Annotated in this window: 24 protein-coding genes; 8 read left to right on the top strand and 16 right to left on the bottom strand. The window is 66.8% G+C overall.

The features are described 5' to 3' along the window. Window positions 1–23: 23 nt before the first annotated feature. Window positions 24–314 (bottom strand): Rdx family protein, encoded by a 291-nt coding sequence (locus ACYAF3_RS19520; protein WP_003091717.1) that lies wholly within the window; start codon window positions 312–314, stop codon window positions 24–26. A gap of 68 nt (window positions 315–382) precedes the next feature. Here ACYAF3_RS19520 and plpD point away from each other — a divergent pair, with 68 nt between their 5' ends. Then, the gene (gene plpD / locus ACYAF3_RS19515) at window positions 383–2,569 is read left to right on the top strand and encodes a patatin-like phospholipase PlpD (protein ID WP_003091718.1); all 2,187 of its coding nucleotides are present in this window, start codon (window positions 383–385) and stop codon (window positions 2,567–2,569) included. Between the two features lie 7 nt (window positions 2,570–2,576). Here plpD and ACYAF3_RS19510 read toward each other — a convergent pair whose 3' ends face one another. From ACYAF3_RS19510 to ACYAF3_RS19465, 10 genes are all read right to left on the bottom strand, one after another. Then, window positions 2,577–4,625: a motility hub landmark protein FimV gene (locus tag ACYAF3_RS19510; RefSeq protein WP_105579108.1), complete on the bottom strand. Its 2,049-nt coding sequence runs from the start codon at window positions 4,623–4,625 to the stop codon at window positions 2,577–2,579. Window positions 4,626–4,901: 276 nt separating this feature from the next. Further along, complete coding sequence (locus tag ACYAF3_RS19505; RefSeq protein WP_003091721.1) at window positions 4,902–5,336, bottom strand: MarR family transcriptional regulator; 435 nt, start codon at window positions 5,334–5,336, stop codon at window positions 4,902–4,904. 117 nt (window positions 5,337–5,453) lie between these two features. Further along, window positions 5,454–6,449: a DUF2804 domain-containing protein gene (locus ACYAF3_RS19500; protein ID WP_128669428.1), complete on the bottom strand. Its 996-nt coding sequence runs from the start codon at window positions 6,447–6,449 to the stop codon at window positions 5,454–5,456. 150 nt (window positions 6,450–6,599) lie between these two features. Beyond that, window positions 6,600–7,769: a GGDEF domain-containing protein gene (locus ACYAF3_RS19495; RefSeq protein WP_020989240.1), complete on the bottom strand. Its 1,170-nt coding sequence runs from the start codon at window positions 7,767–7,769 to the stop codon at window positions 6,600–6,602. Window positions 7,770–7,857: 88 nt separating this feature from the next. Further along, window positions 7,858–9,996, bottom strand: coding sequence for a DNA helicase RecQ (gene recQ, locus ACYAF3_RS19490; protein WP_003091724.1), 2,139 nt, complete (start codon window positions 9,994–9,996; stop codon window positions 7,858–7,860). Between the two features lie 83 nt (window positions 9,997–10,079). Then, window positions 10,080–10,430 (bottom strand): two-component system sensor histidine kinase HtpB, encoded by a 351-nt coding sequence (gene htpB, locus ACYAF3_RS19485; protein ID WP_003091725.1) that lies wholly within the window; start codon window positions 10,428–10,430, stop codon window positions 10,080–10,082. Between the two features lie 65 nt (window positions 10,431–10,495). Beyond that, window positions 10,496–12,211 (bottom strand): two-component system response regulator HsbR, encoded by a 1,716-nt coding sequence (gene hsbR / locus ACYAF3_RS19480; RefSeq protein WP_003098751.1) that lies wholly within the window; start codon window positions 12,209–12,211, stop codon window positions 10,496–10,498. A 1-nt stretch (window position 12,212) separates the two neighbouring features. Further along, complete coding sequence (gene hsbA / locus ACYAF3_RS19475) at window positions 12,213–12,518, bottom strand: anti-anti sigma factor HsbA (RefSeq protein ID WP_003091727.1); 306 nt, start codon at window positions 12,516–12,518, stop codon at window positions 12,213–12,215. 314 nt (window positions 12,519–12,832) lie between these two features. Continuing rightward, complete coding sequence (gene cheR / locus ACYAF3_RS19470; protein ID WP_003091728.1) at window positions 12,833–13,657, bottom strand: protein-glutamate O-methyltransferase CheR; 825 nt, start codon at window positions 13,655–13,657, stop codon at window positions 12,833–12,835. A 76-nt stretch (window positions 13,658–13,733) separates the two neighbouring features. Next, the gene (locus ACYAF3_RS19465; RefSeq protein ID WP_003098747.1) at window positions 13,734–14,666 is read right to left on the bottom strand and encodes a chemotaxis protein CheV; all 933 of its coding nucleotides are present in this window, start codon (window positions 14,664–14,666) and stop codon (window positions 13,734–13,736) included. A gap of 131 nt (window positions 14,667–14,797) precedes the next feature. Between ACYAF3_RS19465 and flgA the strand changes: the two genes are divergently transcribed. The 4 genes from flgA (at window position 14,798) to flgZ (ending at window position 17,309) form a co-directional block, all read left to right on the top strand. Continuing rightward, a complete protein-coding gene (flgA, locus tag ACYAF3_RS19460) occupies window positions 14,798–15,496 on the top strand; it encodes a flagellar basal body P-ring formation chaperone FlgA (protein ID WP_003091731.1) in 699 nt (232 codons plus the stop codon). A gap of 144 nt (window positions 15,497–15,640) precedes the next feature. Continuing rightward, window positions 15,641–15,964 carry a flagellar biosynthesis anti-sigma factor FlgM gene (flgM, locus tag ACYAF3_RS19455; RefSeq protein ID WP_003098742.1) on the top strand — a complete coding sequence of 108 codons (324 nt, stop codon included), beginning with the start codon at window positions 15,641–15,643 and terminating at the stop codon, window positions 15,962–15,964. A gap of 54 nt (window positions 15,965–16,018) precedes the next feature. Next, entirely contained in the window at window positions 16,019–16,489 is a 471-nt protein-coding gene (locus ACYAF3_RS19450; protein WP_003091733.1) for a flagella synthesis protein FlgN, read from the top strand. 28 nt (window positions 16,490–16,517) lie between these two features. Then, window positions 16,518–17,309 carry a flagellar brake protein FlgZ gene (gene flgZ / locus ACYAF3_RS19445; protein WP_003119635.1) on the top strand — a complete coding sequence of 264 codons (792 nt, stop codon included), beginning with the start codon at window positions 16,518–16,520 and terminating at the stop codon, window positions 17,307–17,309. A gap of 3 nt (window positions 17,310–17,312) precedes the next feature. On the opposite strand, the gene ACYAF3_RS19440 is transcribed toward flgZ, so the two are convergent. The 3 genes from ACYAF3_RS19440 to ACYAF3_RS19430 all read right to left on the bottom strand — a co-directional run bounded on the left by ACYAF3_RS19440 (window position 17,313) and on the right by ACYAF3_RS19430 (window position 20,695). Then, window positions 17,313–17,924, bottom strand: coding sequence for a TIGR04282 family arsenosugar biosynthesis glycosyltransferase (locus ACYAF3_RS19440; RefSeq protein ID WP_003162736.1), 612 nt, complete (start codon window positions 17,922–17,924; stop codon window positions 17,313–17,315). Between the two features lie 41 nt (window positions 17,925–17,965). Then, on the bottom strand, window positions 17,966–19,270 hold the full coding sequence (locus ACYAF3_RS19435) for an MFS transporter (protein WP_003162735.1): 1,305 nt from the start codon (window positions 19,268–19,270) through the stop codon (window positions 17,966–17,968). A 183-nt stretch (window positions 19,271–19,453) separates the two neighbouring features. Then, window positions 19,454–20,695, bottom strand: a complete 1,242-nt coding sequence (locus ACYAF3_RS19430; protein ID WP_003119633.1) for a glutamine synthetase family protein — start codon at window positions 20,693–20,695, stop codon at window positions 19,454–19,456. Window positions 20,696–21,020: 325 nt separating this feature from the next. Here ACYAF3_RS19430 and dsdA point away from each other — a divergent pair, with 325 nt between their 5' ends. After that, window positions 21,021–22,367 (top strand): D-serine ammonia-lyase, encoded by a 1,347-nt coding sequence (dsdA, locus tag ACYAF3_RS19425; RefSeq protein ID WP_004351142.1) that lies wholly within the window; start codon window positions 21,021–21,023, stop codon window positions 22,365–22,367. A 56-nt stretch (window positions 22,368–22,423) separates the two neighbouring features. After that, window positions 22,424–23,302 (top strand): DMT family transporter, encoded by an 879-nt coding sequence (locus ACYAF3_RS19420; protein WP_023102943.1) that lies wholly within the window; start codon window positions 22,424–22,426, stop codon window positions 23,300–23,302. A gap of 4 nt (window positions 23,303–23,306) precedes the next feature. Here the strand turns inward: ACYAF3_RS19420 and ACYAF3_RS19415 are convergent, their stop codons facing one another. Continuing rightward, a complete protein-coding gene (locus tag ACYAF3_RS19415; protein WP_073658417.1) occupies window positions 23,307–24,317 on the bottom strand; it encodes a DUF2955 domain-containing protein in 1,011 nt (336 codons plus the stop codon). Window positions 24,318–24,339: 22 nt separating this feature from the next. Continuing rightward, window positions 24,340–25,398, bottom strand: coding sequence for an HlyD family secretion protein (locus ACYAF3_RS19410; RefSeq protein ID WP_003119629.1), 1,059 nt, complete (start codon window positions 25,396–25,398; stop codon window positions 24,340–24,342). Window positions 25,399–25,865: 467 nt separating this feature from the next. On the opposite strand from ACYAF3_RS19410, the gene lecB reads away from it, so the two are divergent. Then, entirely contained in the window at window positions 25,866–26,213 is a 348-nt protein-coding gene (lecB, locus tag ACYAF3_RS19405; RefSeq protein ID WP_003098728.1) for a fucose-binding lectin LecB, read from the top strand. Window positions 26,214–26,230: the final 17 nt, after the last annotated feature.

The raw sequence follows: 26,230 nt of genomic DNA, 5'->3' as shown, positions 1-26,230 counted from the left end.
AGCCATGGGCGGACGGCAGCGGTTCAGCGGGAAGGACGATCGTTGTGACCGAGGTCGCGTTGCGGGTCGATGCGGTCGCGAACCCGCTGTTTGAGCGCCTTGGCCTCGGGGAAGCCGCCGTCGGCCTTGCGTTCCCAGACCTGCACGCCGTCGCAGGTGATACGGAAGACGCCACCGGTTCCGGGCTCCAGGCAGACTTTTCCGAGATCGTCGGCGAAGGTGCTGAGCAGTTCCTGGGCCAGCCAGGCGGCACGCAGTAGCCACTGGCACTGGGTGCAATAGGTGATGACGATTTCGGGCTTGGCGGTGGGCATGTCGGCGGCTCAGGGGAAACGGTCGCGCCTATAATAGCCGCCTTTTCACCCGGCTCCGGATCGTTCTCATGCGCCGCCTGCTGCTCGTACTGCTGCTCCTGCTTCCCCTGTCCGCCCTCGCCACGGAGGCCCGGCCGAAGATCGGCCTGGTCCTCTCCGGAGGTGCCGCCCGTGGCCTGGCCCATATCGGCGTGCTCAAGGCCCTCGACGAACAGGGCATCCAGATCGACGCCATCGCCGGCACCAGCATGGGCGCGGTGGTCGGCGGCCTGTACGCCTCCGGCTACACCCCCGCCGAACTGGAGCGCATCGCCCTGGAGATGGACTGGCAGCAGGCACTGTCCGACGCACCGCCGCGCAAGGACGTGCCGTTCCGCCGCAAGCAGGACGACCGCGACTTCCTGGTCAAGCAGAAGATCAGCTTCCGCGACGACGGCACCCTCGGCCTGCCGCTGGGGGTGATCCAGGGCCAGAACCTGGCGATGGTGCTGGAAAGCCTGCTGGTGCACACCAGCGACAACCGCGACTTCGACAAGCTGGCGATCCCCTTCCGCGCCGTCTCCACCGATATCGCAACCGGCGAGAAAGTGGTGTTCCGCAAGGGCCACCTGCCCCAGGCGATCCGCGCCAGCATGTCGATCCCCGCCGTGTTCGCCCCGGTGGAGATCGACGGCAGGCTGCTGGTGGATGGCGGCATGGTCGACAACATCCCGGTGGACGTGGCGCGCGACATGGGCGTGGACGTGGTGATCGTGGTCGACATCGGCAACCCGCTGCGCGACCGCAAGGACCTGAGCACCGTGCTCGACGTGATGAACCAGTCGATCACCCTGATGACCCGGAAGAACTCCGAAGCCCAGCTGGCCACGCTCAAGCCCGGCGACGTGCTGATCCAGCCGCCGCTGTCCGGCTACGGCACCACCGACTTCGGCCGCGTGCCGCAACTGATCGACGCCGGCTACCGCGCCACCACGGTGCTCGCCGCGCGCCTCGCCGAGTTGCGCAAGCCGAAGGACCTCAACAGCGAAGCGCTCGACGTGGCGCGCACGCCGAACCAGCGCAAGCCGGTGATCGACGCGATCCGCGTGGAGAACAACTCGAAGGTCAGCGACGAGGTGATCCGCCACTACATCCGCCAGCCGCTCGGCACGCGCCTCGACCTCGGCCGCCTGCAGGACGACATGAGCACCCTCTACGGCCTCGACTACTTCGACCAGGTGCAGTACCGGGTGGTCAAGGAGAAGAAGCTCAACACCCTGGTGATCCACGCCACCGGCAAGAAAGGCGGCACCGACTTCCTTCGCCTGGGCCTCAACCTGTCCGACGACATGCGCGGCGAAAGCACCTTCAACCTCGGCGGCAGCTACCGCATGAACGGCCTCAACCGGCTCGGCGCCGAGTGGCTGACCCGGGTCCAGCTCGGCGACCGCCAGGAACTCTACAGCGAGTTCTACCAGCCGCTCGACGTCGGCTCACGCTACTTCGTCGCGCCCTTCCTGTTCCACGAGGCACAGAACGTCGACGTCACCGAGAACAACGACCCGCTGCTGCGCTATCGCCTGGAGCGCTACGGCTACGGCCTCAACGTCGGCCGGCAGATCGCCAACAACGGCGAAATCCGCCTGGGCGCGGTGCAGGCCTACGGCAAGGCCGACGTACGCATCGGCGACCCGAGCCTGCCGGACATCGACTTCACCGAGGGCTACTACGAACTGAAGTACTCGTTCGACACCGTCGACGACGTCAATTTCCCCCACGAGGGCGAGGAGATCGGCCTGACCATGCGCCGCTACGACAAGTCCCTCGGCTCGGACGACAGCTACCGGCAGTGGGACCTGCGGCTGAACAAGGCGCTCAGCTTCGGCGCCGACACCTGGGTGTTCGGCGGCGGCTACGGGCGCACCCTGGACGACGCCGAGGTGGTCACCTCCAGCTTCACCCTCGGCGGCGCCCGCGAGCTGTCGGGCTTCCGCCGCGACGCGCTGTCCGGGCAGAACTACAGCCTGGGACGGATCGTCTATTACCGGCGCCTCACCGAACGTTCCTTCCTGCCGCTGGACTTCCCGCTGTACCTGGGCGGCAGCATCGAGCGCGGACGCATCTGGAACAACGACAACGAATACGACAGCGGCTACATCAACGCCGCCAGCCTGATGATCGGCTTCGATACGCCGCTGGGGCCGCTGACCTTCAGCTACGGGATCAACGACGAGAACTTCAAGGCGTTCTACCTGAACCTCGGGCAGAACTTCTGAGCGGAGTTCAGGCGATCAGCGCCAGCAACTCGCGCGCCTCGGCCTTCTGCCACGGGTCGCCGTGCGCCACCACCAGGCGCAGGATGCGGCTGGCCTGGTCGAGATCGCCGCTGTCGATGCAGGCGCGGGCCCGGTCCAGGCTGGCCGAGGCCTCCTCCGGCGGCACCGTGGCCGGCTCTGGCTGGTCGAGTTCGAGGTGTTCGTACTCGGCGACATCCGGCAGTTCATGGAGATTGCTCTCGAACGCCAGGGGCTCCTCCGCCGGTTCCGCCTTGCCGGCAGCGGCGCGGCGCGGCAGGTCGGGGTTGTCCAGGGGATTCTCCAGGGCGCCCCAGTCGAGATCGAGATCGAGGTTGAGGTCGCCGAAGCCGTCGGCGCCCGAGGACGCATCCGGTTGCTGCAAAACGGGCGGCTCGGCCAGCGGCAGGTCGCTCCAGTCGTCGTCCTTGGTTGTTGCCGCTGGCGTCTCGGTCGCCGGCATCTGTAGCAGCGCCGGGTAGCGTCCGCGCAACTCGTCGATGGCCTCCGGGTTGCCGCCACTGGCCAGGGTTTCCTCGGCCAGCGCGTCGAAGCCGGCCGCATCGCCCAGCTCAGCCAGCACCAGCAACAGCTTCATCCGCGCGCTCAGGCGCTGCGGCTGCTCGGCGAGTACCTGACGCAGCAGGTCGCGGGCCTGTCCGTAGCGACCGTAGGCGATATAGATGTCGGCGCCGTCCAGCTTGTCCGCCGCAGCCATGGCGGCGCGCGGAGCGGCGGCCGGAGCAGGCGGAGGAGACGGCGGCGGGCTGGAGGGAACGGCGACCGGCGGCCTGGCCTGTTCCTCGACCTTTGCCGGCGCCGGTGCGGCCGCCGGGGGGCGCGGCGCACGCCGCAGCGGCAGGTTCAGGGCGACCCGGCGCTTCGGTTCGACCGCCGGGACAGGAGCCTCTTCGCGGCGGCGACGCAACAGCAACACGCCGAGCAGAGCGAGGACCAGCAGCAGGACGATCATCCAGCGCCAGTACTGCGAGTCCGTCGGCGTTTCAACCGGTTGCGCAACCGAAGGCGCGGCCGCGGCGGGCGGCGGCGCCGCGGGCCGCACCGCCTGGCGCCGGGCCAGTTGCTGTTGCAGTTCGGCGACCTGGTGATCGCGCTGCTGCAGTTGTTCCTGCAAGGCCTGCAACTGGCGTTGCAGATCGTCCATCCGCTGGCTCAGTTCCTCCCGTTGCCGGGCCAACGCCTCGGCCTCGGCATCCGCCTGGCGCTGCGCCTCGACGAGAGCCGCCGGAGCGTTTTCCACCACGGCGGCATCGGCTGGCGGCAGGACTTCCAAGGCCGCCTCCTTCACGGCGCCGGGCGCGCCTCGCTCCGGCTGGTAGCCGGCCGGCAGGCGCAGGCGCGCGCCGGCCTTGAGCCGGTGCCGGTCGGCATTGACGAAGGCCTGCGGATTGAGCTGGTACAGGGCCTCCATGAGTTGCGCGCGATCGGCGTTGCCGGCACCACGCAGGCGTCCGCTGATGGCCCAGAGGTTGTCGTTGGGGCGAGCCAGGTATTCGTCGCCCGGCTCCAGCAGTGCCGGGTCTACGACGGCCGCGGCACTACGCGGCGCGGGCGCCAGCGTCGAGGATTGCCGCTGCGGCTCGATCCCGCTGCGCGCGGCCGGAAGCATGCGCGTCGTATAACCGAGTGGATCGAGCAGTACGGTGAATTCGCGCACGATGCGGCCGTTGGGGCGTGCCACCTCCACCAGGAAATTCAGGTAGGGCTCCTGCACCGGTCGGCTCGAGGACACATGGATGCGATTGCCACCGCGCCCCTGGAGCACCGGACTGAAACGCAGCTCGTTGAGGAACTGCAAGCGTTCCACCCCGGCCGCGGCGAAGACGTCGGCGCCCGCCAGGCGGACCTCGATCTCGTCCGCGCCGAGATCGCCGACGTCGAGCAGTTCGATATCCGCATCCAGCGGCTGGTTGAGCGCCGAATGCAGGGTGATGTCTCCCACTCCCAGGGCGCTCGCCTGCCCGGCCAACAGGCACGACCAGGCACACAACATGACACGCAAGGCTTTACCGGGCATTCCGTTCTTTTCTCCGCACTTCGAGCACACAGCCGGCCAGCGGTCGACTGCTACATCTATTTCACGTTAGCCCGAATTTCGCCCCGCACAGGGCTGAACGCACCACATGGCGCAAGACATGGCTTTTTGCCATCACTGAATAGAGGAATGCCGTGGAAACGGTCAAGATTTTTCGTCAGAAAACCGACGAAAACCTCTGTAGAGGGCTTTCGGACGAAAGCCCAGGAGGTGATGCCATAAAAATGGCGATTCTAGCGGAATTTCGTGACGCAGTGCTCAGCGCTTTTCCAGGTTCGCCAGGATTCGCAAGAGCACCTGCTGGCACAGCGCCTGCTCGGACTCGTCGATGCCGGTCAGTACGTCGTTGCGAACGCTGGCGGCGATGGCCTCGATATCGGCGATCAGCACATCGGCCTTGGGAGTCAGCACGATGTGCTTGGCCCGCCGGTCCTCCGCCACCGCCAGGCGCCGTACCAGGCCCTGGGACTCGAGGCCGTCGAGCAGCCGCGCCAGGGTCGGGCCTTCGACCCCGACCGATTGGGCCAACTCGCGCTGGGTGGGCGAATCGCGATGGCGCGCCAGATGCAACAACACCAACCAGCGCGCCTGGGACAGGCCGAGGTGACTGAGGCGGCGGTCGAGTTCAGCGCGCCAAGCACGGGAAGTCTGGGCTAGCAAGGTGCCGAAATAGTGCTTGTCTGTCTGAGCCATAGGAAAAAGGAGGTCCGATATTTCATTTGACTAATTATTAGTCGGCTAATAATGCCCGTCCAATTTCCCCCCGTACAATGACAAATTGTCGCACGATATGCCCAGGCCAGGCCCTGTCTACCACTTCGCGTACTGGTCCTCGACGAAGCCCCAGAGCCGCTCGATCCTCACCTCGGCACGACCTCGCGGACGCAGCACACCGCTGAAACAACCGAATATCTGCTTGAAGTTGCTCGCCAGCAGACCGAGGTTCAGCCGCTCCTGATGCATGCCGTGAGCCTCGAAGCGCAGCTCCACCTGGCCATCGTATGAACGGATGGTCCAGGGCCGCAGCGGCTGGTCGCTGTCGACCTTCAGCAGTTCGCCGTCCAGCCAGTAGCAGTTCTCGGTGAAGCTGGTCTCGTTGACTCCGCACGACAGGTTCAGGCCGACCCGCAAGCCGTCCGCCTCGCCGGACAGGCAAGCCCAGTTCCAGAAGGTTTCCGGGCGCATGTAGCCCGCCGACCAGTCGTGATGGGCGAAGGCGTCCAGCGCCTGCAGGTCGTGGTCGCCGAGGGCGCTGCGCACGTCGCCGCGACAGCGCACGCCGGCCACCTTCTGCGCGTAGACCCAGCCGTTCACCGCGGTCGGCGTACATAGGCACATCGGCTGGAAGCTCGGCGCCTCCTCGCTGAAGCAGGCGTCGATGCGGGTGCCATCGTCGAGTTCCACCAGCAGGCGTTTCTCCCGGTGAGCCATACGGTTCTCCAGGCGTAGCAGGTTGCGCCCCTGGCGCAGTTCGCAGACGCCGTCGTCCGGGGTCTGGGAAAACCGGGTTCCGAACCCCAGCGGCAGCTTGAAGCGCCGCTCCAGCATGCGTCCGCTGGAAGGCTGGTAGAGGTAGACGAAGCCGACGCCAAGCAAGCTCAGCTGGGCCAGGGCGCAGCCGCCGATCAGCTCCGGGCTGATCAGGCCGAAGTACTGGAACTGATGGAAGCGTCGCCATTTTCCCAGGGCCCCCACGCGCCGGCCCATCGGCGAACGGAAGTCGAAATCGCGGTAATTGATGTGCTGCGGGGCACTCGGGAAGATGCCGTAGTGCGGTTGGCCGTTGGCCTGGATCAAGCGCTGCATGGGGTCCGTCCGGAAGTCGTCTCGCGGTGGGGCCGGCAGCTCTGCGAAGAGCGGCCGTGCCTGGCATTTTTTCCTGTCGAACCTAGCATTCGCCGCCTCGTCCCGCAGTCACCGGCGGCGCCAGCCACAGGGACAAAATCGGCCATGGACTCAGGCCACCACCTGGTTGCGGCCGAACGCCTTGGCTTCGTAAAGCGCGCGATCGGCATGCTCGTAGAGATCGTAGAGACGCTTCAGGTCGTTGCCCGGGGTCGGCCACAGGCAGGACACGCCGACCGACAGGGTCACTTCGCGCGCCGTGTCCGACGCCTCGTGCTCCATGCGCAGCGCCTGCACCTGTGCGCGCAGCGCTTCCGCGCGCAGCCTCGCCTCGTGCTCGTTGGCGCCGTACAGCAACAGGGCGAACTCTTCGCCGCCCAGGCGCACCGCCATGTCCAGCGGACGCCTGGCATTCGCCTCGAACACCGCGCCGATGCGCTGCAGGACCGCATCGCCAGCCTGGTGTCCGTAGCGGTCGTTATAGGCCTTGAAATGGTCGACGTCGCAAAGCAGCAGCGCCAGGGTCTTCTGTTCGCGCTGGGCCTGACGCCAGAGGCGGTCGAGGTGCTGGTTGAAGCTGCGCCGGTTGTGCAGGCCGGTCAGGCTGTCGTGGTCGGCCATCACCCGCAACAGGCGGCTGATGAGGAAATGCTCGCGCGACTTGAACTCCAGCAGGTAGCAGCCGACCGCGCCGATCAGGTTACCGAACAGCAGGAACAGCAGGTTGTTGCCCAGCGGCTCCTGGGTACCCGCCCACCACTCGAAACCCAGGTAGGCGAGCAGCACGACCAACGCACAGCTCAATGCCTGCGACAACCGCAGGCCGGCGAGGAAATAGGCGGCGAAACTGACCAGCAGCAGGCCTTCGTAGGGATAGCCGGGATCCGCCCGATGCGCCAGGCCGACCACCGCCGCCGCACCGACGCCAAGGGCGAGGACGCAGGCGATGCTCAGCGGCACCATCAGCTGGATGTGCCGGCGCAGCATGATCAGGCAGCCGCAGACCAGTAGCAGGACCAGCACGCCAAGGCGCACCGCCAGTACGCCCCACAGCGGGGGACCAGCGAGGAACAGCAGGTCGATGCCGATGAACGCCAGCCAGACGAGCATGCCGACGCTGAGGGCGATGCGTTTCAGCGCGAAGCTGTCCTCCAGCATGTAGCGCCGGTAGTCACGCTCCAGTTCGGGAAGGAAACGCAGACCGCGGAAACCGCGGTTCAATTGGTCGGCATAGAGATTGGAACGGGAGTCGTCCAACCGGTCCTTCTGTGTCACGCACACCTCTTCTCTTGGAGGGCTTGGCGTCACAGTAGACGCTTGCGAAGGACGTCACAAGATTGGCGTCAGAAAATACCGGCAAATGGCCATATCACGACTCCAGTTCCACCTGCAGGGCGGCGCGCACGCAGTGCAGCACGCCACTCGGCACCCGCTTGCCGAAACGCTCCTCCAGCGCCGCCACCGGCGGCAGTTCGCCGTCTTCCTCGAGGAAGGCGTCCTGGATTTCGCCGAGGAGTTCCTCGGGCAGATCCAGCGCCTGCTCCAGGCTCACCTGCTGACCGGCGATGGCCTCGGCGAGCATCGCGTAGACGTTCTTCTCGCTGCAATTGAGCTGGCGGGCTATCTGCGCCGGGGTCATCCCCGCACAGGCCAGGCTGGCCAATTCGTGGCGCAGGTCCTGCGGCGGCGCGGCGGGCGCCGCCGGCGAGTCGGTGAGGACATCGAGGAAGGCCTGGCCGTAGCGCTCCAGCTTGCGCGCGCCGACCCCGCTGACTTGGGCCATGTCGGATAGCGAGCGCGGCTGGCTGCGGAGCATTTCCAGCAGGGTCGCGTCGGGGAAGATCACATAGGGCGGCACCGAATGCTCTTCGGCCAGCTTGCGCCGCAGCGCGCGCAGGGCCTCCCACATTTCCCGCTCTTCGCTGCGCACCAATTGGCTGGCGGCGCTGGCGCCGCCGCTGGAGGAGCCCTTGGCGCGCTGTGGCTTGAGGTCGCGGCGCAGCTCCAGCCGCACCTCGCCCCGCAGCAGCGGACGACAGGCCTCGGTCAGGCGCAGGCCGCCGAAGCCGTCCAGGTCGACGTCGGCCAGGCCGCGCGCGACCAACTGGCGGAACAGGGTCCGCCATTCGTCTTCGCCACGCCCCTTGCCGATCCCGAACACCGCCAGGTGCTGGTGGCCGAGACTGCGGATCTTCTCGGTCTCGCGGCCGAGCAGGATATCCACCAGATGGCCGACGCCGTAGCGCTGGCCGCTGCGGTAGATCGCCGACAGCGCCTGGCGCGCGGATTCGGTGGCATCCCAGGTTTCCACGCCGTCCACGCAGTTGTCGCAATGCCCGCAGGGCTGCGGCATCTCCTCGTCGAAATAGGCCAGCAGCGCCTGGCGCCGGCAACGGGTTTCCTCGCAGAGCGCCAGCATGGCTTCCAGCTTGTGCCGCTCGACGCGCTTGTGCCGCTCGTCGCCCTCGGAACTCTGCATCATCTGCCGCAGCAGCAGGACGTCCTGCAGGCCGTAGGCCATCCAGGCGTCGGCCGGCAGGCCATCGCGGCCGGCGCGGCCGGTTTCCTGGTAATAGGCCTCGAGGCTCTTGGGCAGGTCGAGGTGGGCGACGAAACGCACGTTGGGCTTGTCGATGCCCATGCCGAAGGCGATGGTCGCCACCATGATCAAGCCTTCCTCGTTGAGGAAGCGCTTCTGGTGGTGGGCACGCAGTTCGTTGGACAGTCCGGCGTGATACGGCAGCGCGGGGAAGCCCTGGTTGCCAAGGAATTCCGCGACCTCCTCGACCTTCTTCCGCGACAGGCAGTAGACGATGCCGGCATCGCCGCGCCGCTCGGAGAGGAAGCCGAGCAACTGCTTGCGCGGCTGCTCCTTGGGCACGATGCGGTAGAAGATGTTCGGCCGGTCGAAGCTGGAGAGGAACTGCTCGGCGTTCTGCAGGTGCAGGCGCTGGATCATCTCCTCGCGGGTACGCATGTCCGCGGTGGCGGTCAGGGCGATCCGCGGCACCTGCGGGAACAGCTCGGCAAGCTGGCCGAGCTGCAGGTATTCGGGACGGAAGTCATGGCCCCATTGCGACACGCAGTGCGCTTCGTCGATGGCGAACAGGCCGACCGGCAGTCGTTGCAGGAAGGCCAGCATGCGCGGCTGGACCAACCGTTCCGGTGCCAGGTAGAGCAGCTTGATCTCGCCACGCTGCAGGCGCTCGGCGATGTCCCGCTGCTGCTCGGGGTTGAGGGTGGAGTTCAGCGCCACCGCCGGCACGCCGAGTTCGTCCAGGGTGGCGACCTGGTCCTCCATCAGCGCGATCAGCGGCGACACCACCACCGTCAGGCCTTCGCGCAGCAGCGCCGGGACCTGGAAACACAGGGACTTGCCACCGCCGGTGGGCATCAGTACCAGCGCATCGCCACCCTCGGCTACCCGCTCGATGATCCGTGCCTGGTTGCCACGGAAGGCGTCGTAACCGAAAACGTCTTTGAGGATGCGTAGGGCTTGCTCGCGCATGAAGGACTCCAAATCGAGCGGCGCATTATACGCCAGGGAGGCTCGATCGGGCCGGTACCTTGTCGCCGGAAAGGACGAAAACCTCAGCGATAGCGCTGACGTTCCTGTTTGAAAAGGATGCGGACGATGGCGAATTCGCGCTCCATCTGTTCGATCAGCGCCGGCGCCCGTTGCAGGTCGCCGCGCCTGGCGCTTTCCTCCAGCTCCTTGCAGTAGCCGGCGAGGAGTACCGCGCCCATGTTGCTGCTGCCTCCCTTGAAGCTGTGTGCGGTATGCCGCAAAGCCTGGGCATCGCCGGCCTGAAGGGCGGCATGCAGGCTGCGCAGGCGCTCCTCGGAGTCGAGCACGAAGGTATCCAGCAGGACCGGATATTCGTCCTCCATGACCTCCTGCAGCGAAGCCAGAACACGATCATCGAGATGCGGCGCGGACATTCGATCGCTCCCTGAAGTCGACTTCCGATGCCCTACCCATTAGGAGCACCGCGACGAAAGCGCGATTATGCCTGAGGCGACCAGAAAAACTCCACGGACACCACCTTTCCGTCGGCCGACCACTGGCAACGATCGGACAATTCGCGGATCAGGCGCAAACCCCTGCCGCAGAGGCGTTCCTGGCGCTCCACGGCATTCAGCGCGCGCTCCACGTCGAAACCTTCGCCGCTGTCCTCGACCCGCACCAGCAGACGCCCCCCCGCGCCATGCGGCGCCAGGTCCAGGTGCAGCCGCACGTAGCCGTCGCGCAAGGCCTGCAGGCGGCTGACCCGCTCCTGGTAATAGCGGGCGAATCCCGCCGCGTCGCTCTTCATCGTCGAATCGAGGCCGATGACGCCATGTTCCAGGGCGTTCGAATAGAGTTCGGCGAGTACCGTATACAGCGCGCCGCCGCGCGCGCGCAGGTCGTGGACCTCGAGCAGCAGTTGCAGCACATGGGGCAGCGGGTTGAAATGCTTGAGGGTTTCGGCGCGGAATTCGAAGCTTACCGACCAGTCCAGCGGACTGCTCACGCCGCTATCGGAAAACGCCAGCGGCGGGCATTGCAGGCCGCTATCCGGCTGCAGCCGCACTTCGAGCATGCTCACGTCGTCCTGCACCGCGCCGCGGAACTGCGCCAGGCTGCGCTGGATCTCGTCGAACAGCGCGGACGGCTGGCGATTGCGCTCGAACAGCTGGAGCAGCCGCGCCTCGCCGAACATCTCGCCAGCCTTGTTGCTGGCCTCGAGGACCCCGTCGGAAAACAGGAATATCCGATCTTCGATATCCAGCGGATAGGTTTCGCAACGGTCGCTGAACGCCGCCGGTTCGAGGATTCCCAGCGGCAGGTGGCGGGACACCAGGGCGACCCGCTCGCCGCTGGCGGCGCGCAGCAGGTAGCCGTCCGGCAAGCCGCCGTTCCAGACCTCCACCAGTTCGCGCTGGAAGCTCAGGTTGAGCAAGGTGGCGCAGCAGAACACGCCGACCGGCAGGATGCGCTTCAGCTTGGCGTTCATCTCGCGGAGGATGTCGGCCATCGGATAGCCCTTGGCGGTCATCCCGTAGAACACCTCGGCCAGCGGCATCGCGCCGATCGCCGCCGGCAGGCCGTGGCCGGTGAAGTCGCCGAGCAGCACGTGCATGCCGCCGGACGGCTTGTAGGCGGCCAGCAGCAGGTCGCCGTTGAACAGCGCGAGGGGCGATTGCAGGTAGCGCACGTTGCTGGCGTTCAGGCAGCCGGAATGAGCCACCTTGTCGAACACCGCCTTGGCCACCCGCTGTTCGTTGAGCAGGTGCTCGTTGTGCCGGACGATCAGGTCGCGCTGCTCCAGCACCGTTCGTTGCAGCAGGTGCAGGCGTCCCATGGCGTTGATCTTGGCTTCGAGGATCACCCGGTTGTACGGCTTGGAGAGGAAGTCGTCGCCGCCCGCCTCCAGGCTCTGCACCAGCGCCTCGGTTTCGCTGAGGGAGGTGAGGAAGATGATCGGCACCAACTCCTCGCCGGCCTGCTGCTTGATCCGCCGGGCAGCCTCGAAGCCATCCATCACCGGCATCATCACGTCCATCAGGACCAGTTGCGGCCGCTCGGTCTCGAACAGCGCCACCGCCTCCAGGCCGTTGCCGGCGGTCAGCACGCGATGCCCCTGGCGGCTGACGATGGTCGACAGCAGCAGGCGGTCGGCCGCGTTGTCCTCGGCGATGAGAATCGTCAGGCTCTCGATCCGCGCCGCCGGGGGATTCATCTCAGCTGATCTTGAACAACTGCTCGAAGTTGGAGATGGCGAGGATCTTGCGCACTTCCGGGCTGCAGTTCGCCAGGCTGATCTGCGCGTTCTCGCCGCCGGCGTGGTCGCGCAGCAGCAGGAGCATGCCGAGGGCCGAGCTGTCCAGGTAGGTGGCGTTGCGCAGGTCGACGACATAGCGTCGCGGAGTGATCGCGACGCGCTCGTAGGCGTCGCGGAAATCCTGATGGGCCCCGAAGTCGAAGCGCCCCTGGATCTGGATGGTCAACTCTTGCCCATCGGCCGAGGGCAGCGCAGTGATGGCCATGGAAGTCTCCTGGTAGGCGTGGCGGATCGAGGGAAGGCTTGAATCATGTAAGCAGTTCCCCGGCAAAGCGGCAACTTGCCAGATCACCTGACTATCAGAAATATCTGTCAATACAACTAGATCGCGCAGTCCTAAACTGCCCCGCTCCGAGCCAGCCGTCCTGTGCCGAGCGGGCTGCGACGGCGCCGCCGCGCGTGGCGCTCGGAGCCTGGGCAGTGGGCGAAAGTCTCGTCCCACCTGCCCGTCCCAAGCGGACCCGCGCCAGGCTGCCAGGTCACCCCCGGCGCAACCTGGCGCGGGTCCGCTTCCTTGCGCTACTTGGCCCGGTAGATGATGCCCGGGCTGCACTGCACCATCTGGTAGTGGTCGGGCAGGTTGTTCAACGCCTCGGAGGCGCCGAGGAACAGGTAGCCGCCAGGCTTGAGCGTGCCATGGATGCGCAGCAGGATGTCGCGCTTCACCTCGGCGGAGAAATAGATCAGCACGTTGCGGCAGAACACCATGTCGAACTTGCCGAGGCTGGCGTAGCTGTCCAGCAGGTTCAGGGCACGGAACTCGACGCGGCTGCGGATCGCCGGCTTGACCGCCCAGCGCCCCGGTCCCTTGGCGTCGAAATAGCGTTGCAGACGCTCCGGGGACAGACCGCGGCCCATCGCCAGGGTGTCGTATTCGCCGGCCTTGGCGGCGGTGAGCATCGACCCCGACAGGTCGGTGGCGACGATCTGCACGCCCGCCTTCAACTGCCCCAGGTTGGTCTTCTCGAACTCGTCGATGGCCATCGACAGCGAGTATGGCTCCTGGCCTGACGAACAGGCCGCCGACCAGATCCGCAGGCGCTGCCCGCCGTTGGCCTTGATCAGTTCGGGAAGAACCCGCTGCTTGAGCACCTCGAACGGGTAGGTATCGCGAAACCACAGGGTCTCGTTGGTGGTCATCGCGTCCACCACCATCTCGCGCAGGCCGCCGCGCTGGGTCTGGATGCGCTGCACCAGCTCTCCCAGGCTCTTGATGCCCTGCTGCTCCATCAGCTTGTTCAGCCGGCTCGAGACCAGGTACTGCTTGTTGCTGCCCAGCACAATGCCGCAGGTCTTCTCGAGGAAGACCCTGAACAACTCGAAATCCGCATTAGCTGCCGACACGCATAAGCCTCTTCGCCCTGGGCGACCGGAACGCAGCCGGTCGCCCGTATTCACATTGTTGTCGAGGGCCGATCGCTCAGCCCGCGTCCACCGCCTTGATCCGCTCCACCACCCGCGCCGCCAGATCGTCCGGACGGAACTTGGCGAGGAAGTCGTCCGCACCGACCTTCTTCACCATCGCCTGGTTGAAGACCCCGGACAACGAAGTATGCAAGAGAATGTGCAGTTTCTGCAGGCGGGGATCGCTACGGATTTCCGCCGTCAGGGTATAACCGTCCATTTCCGGCATTTCGATGTCGGAGATCAGCATCAGCAGCTCGTCTTCCGGACGCCGTCCCTCGGAGAGCATGTTCTGCAGGTACTCCAGGGCCTGGCGCCCGTCGTTGAGCGCGGTCATTTCCACGCCGACCGCCTCCAGGCAACGGATTACCTGCTTGCGCGCCACCGACGAATCGTCCACCACCAGCACCCGCTTGGTCACCGCGCGGCTCTGGGTCTCGGCGTCCACCACTCCGTGGGACACTTCCTCGGACGTCGGTGCGACCTCCGCGAGCACTTTTTCCACGTCGATGATTTCCACCAACTGCTTGTCCACCCGGGTCACCGCGGTCAGGTAATGCTCGCGGCCGGCGCCCTTGGGTGGCGGATGGATCTCTTCCCAGTTCATGTTGACGATGCGCTCCACCGAGCGCACCAGGAAGCCCTGCACCTTGGTGTTGTACTCGGTGATGATCGCGAAGCTGTTGGTCAGGTCCTGCAACCCGCGGCGGCCGGTGGCCAGCGCCAGGTCGAGGATCGGAATGGTGCCTCCGCGGATGTTCGCCACCCCGCGCACCACCGGGCTGGACTTGGGCATCACCGTCAGGCGCGGGCACTGCAACACCTCTTTCACCTTGAACACGTTGATGCCGTAGAGCTGGTTGCCGTCCAGGCGGAACAGAAGCAGCTCCAGACGGTTCTGTCCGACCAACTGCGTACGCTGGTTGACTGAATCCAAAACACCGGCCATTGGCGCTCCCCTCAGACGGTCGTGCCGGACTCCGGCACGACCATTGCTTAACCCGTTGCATGAAACAGGCAACGACAGTTTTTCGACGAATAATGGCATGTAGCCATACTTCTCTACGGTTTTTACCCGTTTTGCTCGGGCTCGGCTACCTGTGCGCGGCTAACAACAGCCAGGCCCAGGGTTTTACCGCTCCCGAGGTACTTATCGGCTCCACCCAGGGGTTTCTTGAATTCAAGGTAGAAGAATATCTGCAGAATAGCGGACTCGACGGGCGCTACCAGATTCAGGTCAATCGCGTCGACCCGCGCTTGCGCCTGGCCGAATGCGACAGGGACTTGACGCTCAGCCAGGAAAGTCCGGCACAACCGATCGGCAGGGTCACCGTACGCATCGGTTGCGAAGGCAGTGCGCCCTGGACCATCTTCATGCCGGCGCAGGTGAAGCTGTTCCGCCAGGTGGTGGTCGCAGTGCAGCCTCTCAAGCGCGCGCACGTGCTGGAGGATGCCGACATCGCCCTGGTCGAGCGCGACGTCGGCCTGCTGACCCAGGGCTACCTGACCGATCCGGCCCGCGTCGTCGGGCAGAAGCTGCGCCGACCGGTGGTCAACGACCAGGTGCTGGCGCCGGTCTTCCTCGAGCAGGCCGAGGCCGTGCGCAAGGGCGACCAGGTGGTGATCCTCGCGCGTACCGCCACCATCAACGTCAAGATGCCCGGCGAGGCGCTGTCCGATGGCGCCCCGGGCCAGCAGATCCGCGTGCGCAACCTGCGCTCGCAGCGGGTGATCAAGGCCCGCGTGATAGAACCCGGCACGGTCGAGGTGAATATGTAGAGGGAAAGCCGTGGCCGGTAGCGCTGGCGCTACCCCGGCGGGTTTCTCTAAACTGGGAAACGACGCACGAAAATAAGTCCTAAAGTTTTTCAAGCCTTCGCCGAAAAGCTAGGCAAGCGTCCAATACCTTCGAGGTTTACAACCATGGTCATCGACTTCAACCGGCTGAATCCCGGCAGCACGCCAGCCACCACCGGCCGTACCGGCAGCACCGCCGCGGGGCGTCCCGACGCCACTGGCGCCGACAAGGCAGGCCAGGCCGCGACTTCCGCTCCGAAGAGCGGCGAGTCGGTGCAGATCAGCGAAACCGCCCAGAACATGCAGAAAGTCACGGACCAGCTGCAGACCCTGCCGGTGGTCGACAACGATAAGGTTGCCCGGATCAAGCAAGCGATCGCCGATGGCACTTATCAGGTCGACAGCGAGCGTGTTGCCAGCAAGCTGCTCGACTTCGAATCCCAGCGCTGACCTCGAAGGACGCGCTGGAGGACATTGGACGCCGAATGAACTCCCGAGCCCGAGATGCCTGACTCCCCTACCCTGCTCGATCTGTTCGCCGAGGATATCGGCCACGCCAGCCAACTCCTGCAGTTGGTCGACGAAGAATTCCAGGCCCTGGAACGGCGCGAGCTGCCGGTCCTGCAACAGCTTCTCGGGGCCAAGCAGCCACTGATGCAGCAACTGGAGCGAAATGGCCGGGCCCGCGCGGAAATCCTCCGCGAAGCCGGCGTTTCCCTCGACCGCGAAGGCCTTGCCCGCTACGCCCGCGAGCGCGCGGATGGCGCCGAGCTGCTGGCGCGCGGCGACGAACTGGGCGAACTGCTGGAGCGTTGCCAGCAGGCCAACCTGCGCAACGGGCGGATCATCCGCGCCAACCAGGCGTCCACCGGCAGCCTGCTGAACATCCTCCGCGGCCAGGACGCCCCGAGCCTGTACGACAGCCGCGGCGGCACCGCCTCGAGCAGCCGGCAACGCCCGCTCAGCCAGGCCTGAACCCGACCAGCACACGTATCAAGGCACAGTGCTATCATTGAGGCATTCGTGCCCCAGGAGAGCATTGAAGGTGCCCAACCCGTTCGTCGAAGAAGCGGGGCCGCAACCCCCGAAGGTGCTCAAGGCCCCCGTGGAAATCCAGGCCAACCTGCGCCTGCTGCAGGATAGCCGCGACTCCCTGCTGATCACCTTTGCCGATCGCAACCAGCGCTTCCAGAGCTTCCTGGTGGACATCGACCGCGACCGCGGGATGGTCGCGCTGGACGAACTCATCCCCAACACCGGCGAACGTTTCCTGCAGAATGGCGAGGCGTTTCGCGTCGAAGCCTTCCACGAAGGCGTGCGTATCGCCTGGGAATGCGAGCGCCCGGTGCAGTTCGGCGAACACGACGGCGTTCCCTGCTACTGGGCCGCCCTTCCCGCCGAAGTGCTCTACCACCAGCGCCGCAACGCCTACCGCGCCAGCATCAAGCAGAGCCAGCCGATCGCCGCGGAAATCGCCGGGGAAAAACTCCGCGCGCCGCTGAGCGGACAACTGCTGGATATCTCCGCCACCGGCGCCAAGCTACGCTTCGCCGGCAATGTCGCCGAACGCCTGCATCCCGGCGAGATCTACGAAGACTTCAGCGCCCAGTTGCCACAGGGCGCGATCAGCAGCGCGATCGAACTGCGTCACGTGCGCTTCGACGAAAAGCTCGACGCGACCTTCGCCGGCGTCCGCTTCAGCGAGATGAGCGGCCTCGCCCAGCGCCAGGTGGATCGCTTCGTCTACCAGTTGCAACGCGAAGCCCGGCGCTTCGAGAAAGACGAACTGTTCTGAGTCTCACAGGACCACTCCCAGCGCCGCCAGGCGCGGCAGGTCCTCGGGACGGTCGACGTCCCAGAGCGCCGGCAACAGGTGATGCTCCCAGCCCAGTTGCCGGAGACGCTCGCAGGTCAGCGCCAGCAGGCGGTCTCCGCCCCAGGGCATCGACTCGAACAACAGCGGGTCGACCCGGGTCAGGCCGAGCAGCGCGTAGCCGCCCCGCTCCACCGGCCCCAGCACCGCCTGGTGGCGGCCCAGGGCGGTGCAGGCCGCTTCCAGGTAGTCGCCGTCCAGCACCGGGCAGTCGTGCCGAATCAGCAGTACCGCCTCGCTTTCCGCCAACCCCAGCGCCGCGATACGCCGCATGCGCTCGCCGGGATCGCCGGCCGGCTGGCTCATCAGGCTCCAGCCCAACGCCACCGCCAGCGCCTGCAGATCGCTGTCCAGATCGTCATCGAACCAGAGGATGCGGGCACTGAAACCGCGATCGGGCAGGCGCAGGGCGCGTTCCAGCAATACCCGCTGCAAGCGTCCCGCGCTCTCCTCGCCGATGGCCTGGGCGATCTTCGGCCGCCGCTGCCCTGGCGGCAGGTTGCGCACCATCAGGTGAAGGGAAAGCGTCGGACTCATCGCAACCTCTCCTGCCTATCGGCTCCCGCGGCGAGCGGAATTCAGTTCTGCATCGCGCCGTCGTCCTGCGGCGCGTCGGGCTCGCCATCGACCATCTGTTCCTGCACCGCCTGTTCGTCTACCCGCGGATCGAGCGCCGCGACCAGCGGGGAGCTGGTCATGTTGTCCGGGGTCGGCACGTGGTGCAGCGGCGCGTCGTCGACCCGGTGCAGGCCGCTGACCTTCTCCGGATGGACCCGCCAGACCAGGATCAGCGCGCAGGCGCTGACGAACGCATATAGCATGTTAGCGCCAAACAGCCGCATCAGCGCGCCGGCCGCCAGCGGCCCGATGCAGGCGCCGACGCCGAAGGTCACCAGCAGCATGGCGGTCAGCGAAACCCGTCGCTCGGTCTCCACATGGTCGTTGGAAAAGGCCACTGCCAGCGGATAGAGGGTGAACTGCAACATGCTCGCGGCGATTCCCAGGGCCAGCAGCAACGCCAGCGGCATCTGTTGCAACAATGCCAGCGGCAAGGCGAACAGGCACAGCAGGATGGCGCAGGCGCGGATCAGCCAGGCGCGGTCGCGACGGTCGGACAGCCAGCCGAGCGGCCACTGCACCAGCAGCCCGGCGAAGATGCAGGCGCCCATGTACAGGCCGACCTCCTCGTTGGGCAACCCCAACTGGTTGGCGTACAGCGGCGCCAGGCCATAGAAGGAGCCGACCACCAGCCCCGAGACCAATACGGTGGTCAGCGACTGCGGCACCCGGCGGATGAAGAAGCGTGGTTCGAGCGGCGCCGGGCGCAGCGCTGCGGGGTGGATCTTATGGGTCAGGGCCAGCGGCACCAGGCACAGGGCGAAGCAGAAGGCCACCAGCATCAGCAATTCCGGCCCCAGTTGCGGATGCGCCACCAGGATCATCTGGCCGAGCACCAGGCCCAGGTAGGAAGCCGCCATGTAGCCGCCGAACACCGCGCCGCGCTGGCTGGCATCGGCCTGCTCGTTGAGCCAGCTCTCGATCACCATGTACTGGCACATCAGGCCCAGGCCCATCACCATGCGCAAGGCGATCCACGCCGGCAGCCAGGGCAGCAGGCCATGGCCGAGGACCGCGGCGGTGACCACCCCGGCGCAGGCGACGTAGGCGCGGATGTGGCCGACCCGGGCGATCAGCCGGTGACCGACCTTGCCGCCCAGCACCAGGCCGAAGTAGTTGGCTGCCATCAGCGCGCCGACCCACAGGCCGTCGACCTTGTCCGCCGCCAGGCGCAGCGCCAGGTAGGTGCTGAGCAGGCCGGAGCCGGTGAGCATCAGCAGGGTAGCGAAATAGAGAGCGCGAAAAGAGAAGAAAATCCGCCGCATCGGACCTCCGGTCCCGTACAAGGGAGCCGGCGCCGCTCGCGGACTGCCCGGCTCGCACAGCGTTGGAGTCCCGGGGAGGCCCCGGGACAGGACGCGGGATGCCGAAGCCGGCACCCGACACCACGACCCTGCCGCCGCGAGGCGGCAGGGGGTGACACAGGGCTAGGAAAGTACCACGGTGGATCAAGCCTGGGCTGCCAGGACGCGACGTTCCCAGGGGCTGATCTCGTCGAAGAAGCTGGTCAGCTCCATGCTCTTGGTCGCCACGTAGCCTTCGACGAACTCGCTGCCGAACAGTTCGCGCGCCAGCGCGCTGCCTTTCAGGCGCCGCAGGGCGTCGTACATGGTGCAAGGCAGGGTCAACTCCTCCGGTACCTCGAACTCACCCTGGATCGCCGGGCTCGGCTCCAGTTCGTGCTCCAGGCCGTAGAGACCGGCGGCCAGGCTGGCAGCGATGGCCAGGTAAGGGTTGGCGTCGGCGCCCGGCAGGCGATTCTCGACGCGCCGCGCGGAGGCTCCGCTGGCCGGGATGCGCAGGCCGGCGGCGCGGTTGTCGTGGGACCAGCAGGCGTTGTTCGGCGAAGCGTAGGGATGGCAGAGGCGCTGGAAGGAGTTCACATGCGGCGCGAAGAAGGGCGTGAAGTCCGCCAGGCAGGCCTGCTGGCCGCCGATGAAGTGGCGGAACGCGGCGGAAGGCTCGCCATCGGCTTCGCTGAAGATGTTTCGCCCGCCGTCCAGTTCGACGATGCTCTGGTGGATGTGCATCGAGCTGCCCGGCGTCTTCGCCAGCGGCTTGGCCATGCACACCACGATCAGGCCGTGCTTGAGCGCGACCTCCTTGAGCAGGTGCTTGAACAGGAAGGTCTGGTCGGCCAGCAGGACCGGGTCGCCATGCAGGAAGTTGATCTCGAACTGGCTGGTGCCCATCTCGTGCATGAAGGTGTCGCGCACCAGGCCCAGCGCATCCATGCAGCGGTAGACGTCCTCGAAGAACGGCCGCAGGCCGTTGTTGGAAGACACGCTGAAGGCCGAATAGCCCAGCTCGCGCCGGCCATCCGGCCCCAGCGGGGCCTGGAACGGCTCGTTGGGATCGGTGTTCGGGGCGAAGACGAAGAACTCCAGTTCGGTGGCCACCACCGGTTGCCAGCCGTGGGCGGCGTAGCGCGCCACCACCTGCTTGAGCAGGCCGCGGGTGGACAGCCCGGACGGCGTGCCATCCAGTTCCTGCGCATCGCAGATGGCGAAGGCGCGCGGAGTGTTGCTCCAGGGCAGGCGATGGACCTGGGTCGGCTCGGCGACCAGCGCCAGGTCGCCATCGTCGCTGCCATAGAAGCGCGCCGGCGGGTAGCCGCCCATGATGCATTGCAGCAGCACGCCACGGGCGAGCTGCAGGCGCCGGCCGCTGAGGAAGCCCTCGCCGGTCATCACCTTGCCGCGCGGCACCCCGTTGAGGTCGGGGGTGACGCATTCGATTTCTTCAACTCCAGCCAGCCGTTCGGCGAGTGAGCCTTGGCCTTCGATAGTCATGACTTCTTATCCTTGTTGGTATCGCGGATGCCGCACCGGGCGGCGGCCGCGTACAAAATACGCATCGCTTGTTCAAGATATCAAGCATGCGGCACATTCTCGCGTGTGCAAAGCCTTTCGCCGCAGAGGCGTTCTGCCTTGCCTGCCGGGTACGAGGAAAAACGCCGGCCAGGCGTATATCCTCTGTGCCTTCGCCGCCCTACCCGCCACAGGAGTACTGCCGTTGATTCTCGGAACACCCAAGGCCGACTGGCTCGCCGAATTCCCGCGCCTGGCCGACCTCATCGCCCTGCGTCCGAGCGAGTGGTTCAACCCGGCCATCGCGCCGAGCGCCGAAGCCCTGGCCGACGTCGGCCTCGGCGCCGCCGACGTGGCCGACGCCAGCGCCCGCCTGCAGCGCTTCGCCCCGCTGATCGCCCGGCTGTTTCCGGAAACCGCCGCCAGCGGCGGCATCATCGAGTCCGACCTGGTCGAGGTCGCCACCTTCCACGATGCCCTGCGCCAGCATTACGCCGCCGAACTGCCCGGCCGGCTCTGGCTGAAACGCGATAGCCACCTGCCGATCTCCGGCTCGATCAAGGCCCGCGGCGGCATCTATGAAGTGCTCGCCCATGCCGAGCGCCTGGCCCTGGAGCACGGCCTGGTCGGCCTCGACGACGACTACTCGCGGCTGGCCGAGGCGGATTGCCGGGCATTCTTCGCCCGCCACCGGATAGCGGTGGGCTCCACCGGCAACCTGGGCCTTTCCATCGGCATCATCGGCGCCGCGCTGGGCTTCCAGGCCAGCGTGCACATGTCCGCCGACGCCCGCCAGTGGAAGAAGGACAAGCTGCGCGCCCACGGCGTGACGGTGGTGGAGTACGCCTCCGACTACAGTGTCGCGGTGGAACAGGGCCGCCGCGAAGCGGCCGGCGATCCCTACACCCATTTCGTCGACGACGAAAACTCCCGCGACCTGTTCCTCGGCTACGCCGTCGCCGCCGAGCGACTGCGCGGCCAGTTGGACGCCGCCGGCATCCGCGTCGACAGCGAGCACCCGCTGTTCGTCCATCTGCCCTGCGGGGTCGGCGGCGGTCCCGGCGGGGTGGCCTTCGGCCTCAAGCTGGCGTTCGGCGACGCGGTGCACTGCCTGTTCGCCGAGCCGACCCATTCGCCCTGCATGTTCCTCGGCGTCTATACCGGCCGCCACGAGCAGGTTTCGGTGCAGGACTTCGGCATCGACAACCGCACCGCCGCCGATGGCCTGGCGGTGGGGCGTCCGTCGGGCTTCGTCGGCCGCGCCATGCAGCGCCTGCTCGACGGCTACTACACGGTGGACGACGACGAGTTGTTCCGCCTGCTCGCCTTGCTCGAGCGCAGCCAGGGCATCCGCCTGGAACCCTCGGCCCTGGCCGGCGCGCCGGGCATCGCCCGGGTCACCCGTGAGCCGCAGGGCTATCGCGAACGCATGGGGCTGACCTCGGCGCGCCTGGCCAATGCCACCCACCTGGTCTGGGCCACCGGCGGCGGCATGGTGCCCGAGACGGAAATGCGCGCCTACCTGGAGCGAGGCCGCTCGCTGCTGGACTGACACCGACACGCGCGGGGCGCCACGACCGTCCCGCCACCTCCCAACGAGGACCTTGCATGCGCACACCCGCCTGGCTCGGCAGCGGCATGCCGCTGCTCTTCGTGCTGCTCTGGAGCACTGGATTCCTCGGCGCCAAGTTCGGCCTGCCGTACGCCGAGCCCTTCACCTTCCTGGCCATCCGCCTGCTCCTCGCGGCCGCCCTGCTGGCCGCCTTCGCCCTGCTCAGCGGTGCGCCCTGGCCGGGCTCGGCACGGCTGGCCGGGCATGTCGCGGTCGCCGGCCTGCTGGTCCATGGCCTGTACCTGGGCGGGGTGTTCCTCGCCATCGAGCACGGCATGTCGGCCGGCCTGACCTCCCTGTTGGTCGGCCTGCAACCGCTGGCTACCGCGGCCCTGGCCGGCATCTGGCTCGGCGAGCAGGTCAGCCGCCGGCAATGGCTGGGACTGGCGCTCGGCCTGGCTGGCGTAGCCCTGGTGGTACTCGGCCGCATCCACGGTGGCGCCGACGGCCTGGCCTGGGCCGCGGTGCTGGTGGCACTGGCGGCGATCACCTGCGGCACGCTGTACCAGAAGCGCTTCTGCGGCGGCATGGACCTGCGCACCGGCGGCGTCGTCCAGTACCTGGCCAGCGGCGCCCTGCTCGGCCTCGCCGCCCTGCTTTTCGAAAGCCGCGAGGTGCAGTGGAGCACGCCGTTCGTGCTGACCCTCGGCTGGCTGGTGCTGGGACTCTCGTTCGGCGCCGTCGGCCTGCTCTACACGCTGATCCGGCATGGCGCCGCGTCGAAGGTGGCGAGCCTGTTCTACCTGGTGCCGCCAGCGACCGCGCTGGCCTCCTGGCTGCTGTTCGACGAGCGCCTGGCGCCGGCGGCGATCGGCGGCATGCTGCTGGTGATGCTCGGCGTCGCGCTGGTCAACTGGCCGGGCCGGCGCGCCTGAGGCCTCAGTGGCTGTAGTGCCGGGTGGCGGCGAAGCGGTTGAGGAACAGGTGGATCACCAGCACCGTCATCAACGTGATCAGCACCGCGAAGCACACCGAGGTAAATCGGTAGAGCACGCTGTACATGATGTCGTGGGTTGGCGTCAGGTACTGGCCGAGGACGATCGCCAGGGTGGTCAGCGCGCCGAAACCGATCCCCGGTACGCCGTTCTCCAGCATGTGGATGCGCGCGCAGAACATCGCCGAGATCCACAGCAACAGGGCGACGAAGGGCAGGATGTCGTAGTGATCGTAGAGCAGCACCTGCAAGCCCACCGCCAGCGCACAGCCGAGCAGCGTACCGAGGGCGCGGATGCGCCCGGCGAAGTGCACGCCCTTCCAGTGCATGGGAAACAACACCAGGATCGAGGCGATCTGCGCCGACAGCGAGTCCTTCAGGTCGAAGGTCTGGAAGACCACGAAGGACAAGGTCGCCACCGTGGCCCCGAGCAGCGTCTCGTGGCGCCGGCTGGGGGCGTCCTTGGCCGGCGCCTGGCGCGGCGACCGCGGTTCGACGTCGGGGAACAGGTAGAACATCAGCACGGCGATGGCCACCGTCAGCCAGGTGGCGACCATGTTGCTGGCGAGCATGTCGAACAGATCGACGTCCGGATAGCTGGCAAAGTGCAGCAGCATCGAGAGGAACACCGAACTCAGTGCGCCGAAGAAGAACAGCGGGCCGCGCGCCATCAGGGCGAAGCGGTAGACGAAGAGGCCGAAGACGATAGGCGTCATCAGCAGCGGCCGGTCGCCGAACAACCCGTACAGCACCAGTACCTCGACGCTGATCACCACCGAGTTGGCGAGGAACTGGCGGACGATGTGCAGGTTGATCACCGGCGTCAGGCCGAGCAGCAGCATCGGGTAGACGCCGAAGAACGAGCCGTAGTCCCAGTTCATCAGCTTGCAGACGAAGAACCCCAGGGTGCCGCCGCCGGCGATGCGCAGGCACTGACGCAGGTCGTTGGCGGACATCGCGAGCTTGGCCGGCATGGCGTCAGTAGACGTAGTGCAGCAGGCTGATGGCGACGATCTGCGCGCGACCGAGCAGATGGCTCAGGCCGTCGCCGGGATAGAGCTGCACGGTGGCCTTGGCACCGGTGGGCAGCAGGCCTTCGGGAAGTTCGTCGAGCACCACGTGCAGGCGCTGGCGCTGGGCGTCGCGGACCCAGCGGTCGGAGGTGACCGGCGCGGCGAGGTCGCCGTTGGCGTCCAGCTGGCCCTCCTTGACCCCGGCGTCGATGGCCGCCACCCGCGCGCCGAACACTTCGCCGGGACGCGCGTCGAACACCACCGCCGCACGGTCGCCAGGGCGCACGTAGCGCAGCGATTTCTCGCGGAAGTCGGCGACGATGTCGATACGGTCGTCCACCAGCGCCGCCACCGGCGTTCCGGCCGGAACGTAGGTGCCCGGGGTCAGTTGCAGGTTGCTCAGGGTCCCGGCGCGGTCGGCCCGGACGCTGCTGTATTGCAGTTGCAGACGAGCCTGGGCCAGGGCATTGCGCGCCTGGCGCAGGCGCAGGTTGTCCTCGCCGGCCGTGCCGCGTCGCGCGGTCAGCTCGCCGATCCGCGCCTGGGCCGCGGCGACCCGGGCACGGGCGGCCTGGGCCTGGGCGCTGACCTGCTCGTGCATCTGCTGCGACACATGGTGGCGCTGCACCAGTTGGGCGGTGCGGCGCGCCTCGCTGTCCAGCTCGCCGGCGCTGCTGCGCGCGGCCAGGAGGTCGGCCTTGGCCGAGGCGATGGCGGCATCCAGCTCGCGGTTGGTGCGCTCGGCTTCCTCCAGTGCCAGTTCGGCCTGGCGCACGGCCAGTCGGAAAGGCTCGGGATCGAGGCGGAACAATACTTCGCCGGGCTGCACGTGGCCGTTGTTGGACACCAGCACCTCGGCGACCTGACCGCTGACACGCGGCGCGACGCGCACCACCGGCCGGGTCAACTGGGCCTGCGGGGTGAGCGGCATCCACAGGTCGGCGACCAGGAAGTAGACGAACAGCAACACGAATACCGCGATAGCGACTTGAACCCAACGGGCAAATCGTTGATCGGGAGTCATAGGGTACGAGCCTCGAATCCAGCGGGAATGCAGTCGCCGCAGCGGGGCCTGAATGCGGGGGTTGGCGCGGCCGGGATGGAACCGGCGACCCGGACGACGGCCAGTGGGTAGCCGTCGCCGCTGCGGCGACCAGGTGACGCAGTATATTTCGAGACAATCGCCCCTGGCCTGCCGGCATCGGCAATAGATCGTTACAGAAAGCGTAACAATCGAACGAGCCGGCACGGCAGGCCGCTGCCGCAGTCCGGCACCGGGCCATGCATCGCCAGTGCCAGGACACCCCTGTAGCCCTCCTGCGAACTCTAGCAGTGGTCGCGCCCGGTCGACGGCGTAGATTGGCTGAACGATGCGTCCTTCCTGCCTGCGCATCGCCTGCCGCCAAGGACTGCGGATTTCTCCCGACACGCCATACCGCGCGCCAGACGGCTGCCTGAAAAGGCAGGCCAGGTATTCAGTGGAGATACACCATGGCAACACAAGGAGTGTTCACCCTTCCCGCCAACACCCGGTTCGGCGTCACCGCCTTCGCCAACTCGTCCGGAACCCAGACGGTGAACGTGCTGGTCAACAACGAGACGGCCGCGACCTTCAGCGGGCAAAGCACCAATAACGCCGTCATCGGCACCCAGGTGCTCAACTCCGGCAGCAGTGGCAAGGTACAGGTCCAGGTCAGCGTCAACGGCCGCCCCTCGGATCTGGTCTCGGCACAGGTAATCCTGACCAACGAGCTGAACTTCGCCCTGGTCGGCTCTGAAGACGGCACCGACAACGACTACAACGACGCCGTCGTGGTGATCAACTGGCCGCTCGGCTAGGAGTTCGGAAGGGACGG

The organism is Pseudomonas sp. TZ252, assembly GCF_056110345.1.
The sequence above is the reverse complement of the archived record's forward strand: the minus strand, read 5'-3'. Positions and strand labels throughout refer to the sequence as shown.

What these genes read in the sequence shown, in the direction of transcription:
- ACYAF3_RS19520 (WP_003091717.1), bottom strand. Translation starts at nt 314, where the DNA reads ATGCCCACCGCCAAGCCCGAAATCGTCATCACCTATTGCACCCAGTGC.
- plpD (WP_003091718.1), top strand. Translation starts at nt 383, where the DNA reads ATGCGCCGCCTGCTGCTCGTACTGCTGCTCCTGCTTCCCCTGTCCGCC.
- ACYAF3_RS19510 (WP_105579108.1), bottom strand. Translation starts at nt 4,625, where the DNA reads ATGCCCGGTAAAGCCTTGCGTGTCATGTTGTGTGCCTGGTCGTGCCTG.
- ACYAF3_RS19505 (WP_003091721.1), bottom strand. Translation starts at nt 5,336, where the DNA reads ATGGCTCAGACAGACAAGCACTATTTCGGCACCTTGCTAGCCCAGACT.
- ACYAF3_RS19500 (WP_128669428.1), bottom strand. Translation starts at nt 6,449, where the DNA reads ATGCAGCGCTTGATCCAGGCCAACGGCCAACCGCACTACGGCATCTTC.
- recQ (WP_003091724.1), bottom strand. Translation starts at nt 9,996, where the DNA reads ATGCGCGAGCAAGCCCTACGCATCCTCAAAGACGTTTTCGGTTACGAC.
- htpB (WP_003091725.1), bottom strand. Translation starts at nt 10,430, where the DNA reads ATGTCCGCGCCGCATCTCGATGATCGTGTTCTGGCTTCGCTGCAGGAG.
- hsbR (WP_003098751.1), bottom strand. Translation starts at nt 12,211, where the DNA reads ATGAATCCCCCGGCGGCGCGGATCGAGAGCCTGACGATTCTCATCGCC.
- hsbA (WP_003091727.1), bottom strand. Translation starts at nt 12,518, where the DNA reads ATGGCCATCACTGCGCTGCCCTCGGCCGATGGGCAAGAGTTGACCATC.
- ACYAF3_RS19465 (WP_003098747.1), bottom strand. Translation starts at nt 14,666, where the DNA reads ATGGCCGGTGTTTTGGATTCAGTCAACCAGCGTACGCAGTTGGTCGGA.
- flgM (WP_003098742.1), top strand. Translation starts at nt 15,641, where the DNA reads ATGGTCATCGACTTCAACCGGCTGAATCCCGGCAGCACGCCAGCCACC.
- ACYAF3_RS19450 (WP_003091733.1), top strand. Translation starts at nt 16,019, where the DNA reads ATGCCTGACTCCCCTACCCTGCTCGATCTGTTCGCCGAGGATATCGGC.
- ACYAF3_RS19440 (WP_003162736.1), bottom strand. Translation starts at nt 17,924, where the DNA reads ATGAGTCCGACGCTTTCCCTTCACCTGATGGTGCGCAACCTGCCGCCA.
- ACYAF3_RS19435 (WP_003162735.1), bottom strand. Translation starts at nt 19,270, where the DNA reads ATGCGGCGGATTTTCTTCTCTTTTCGCGCTCTCTATTTCGCTACCCTG.
- ACYAF3_RS19430 (WP_003119633.1), bottom strand. Translation starts at nt 20,695, where the DNA reads ATGACCGGCGAGGGCTTCCTCAGCGGCCGGCGCCTGCAGCTCGCCCGT.
- ACYAF3_RS19420 (WP_023102943.1), top strand. Translation starts at nt 22,424, where the DNA reads ATGCGCACACCCGCCTGGCTCGGCAGCGGCATGCCGCTGCTCTTCGTG.
- ACYAF3_RS19415 (WP_073658417.1), bottom strand. Translation starts at nt 24,317, where the DNA reads ATGTCCGCCAACGACCTGCGTCAGTGCCTGCGCATCGCCGGCGGCGGC.
- ACYAF3_RS19410 (WP_003119629.1), bottom strand. Translation starts at nt 25,398, where the DNA reads ATGACTCCCGATCAACGATTTGCCCGTTGGGTTCAAGTCGCTATCGCG.
- lecB (WP_003098728.1), top strand. Translation starts at nt 25,866, where the DNA reads ATGGCAACACAAGGAGTGTTCACCCTTCCCGCCAACACCCGGTTCGGC.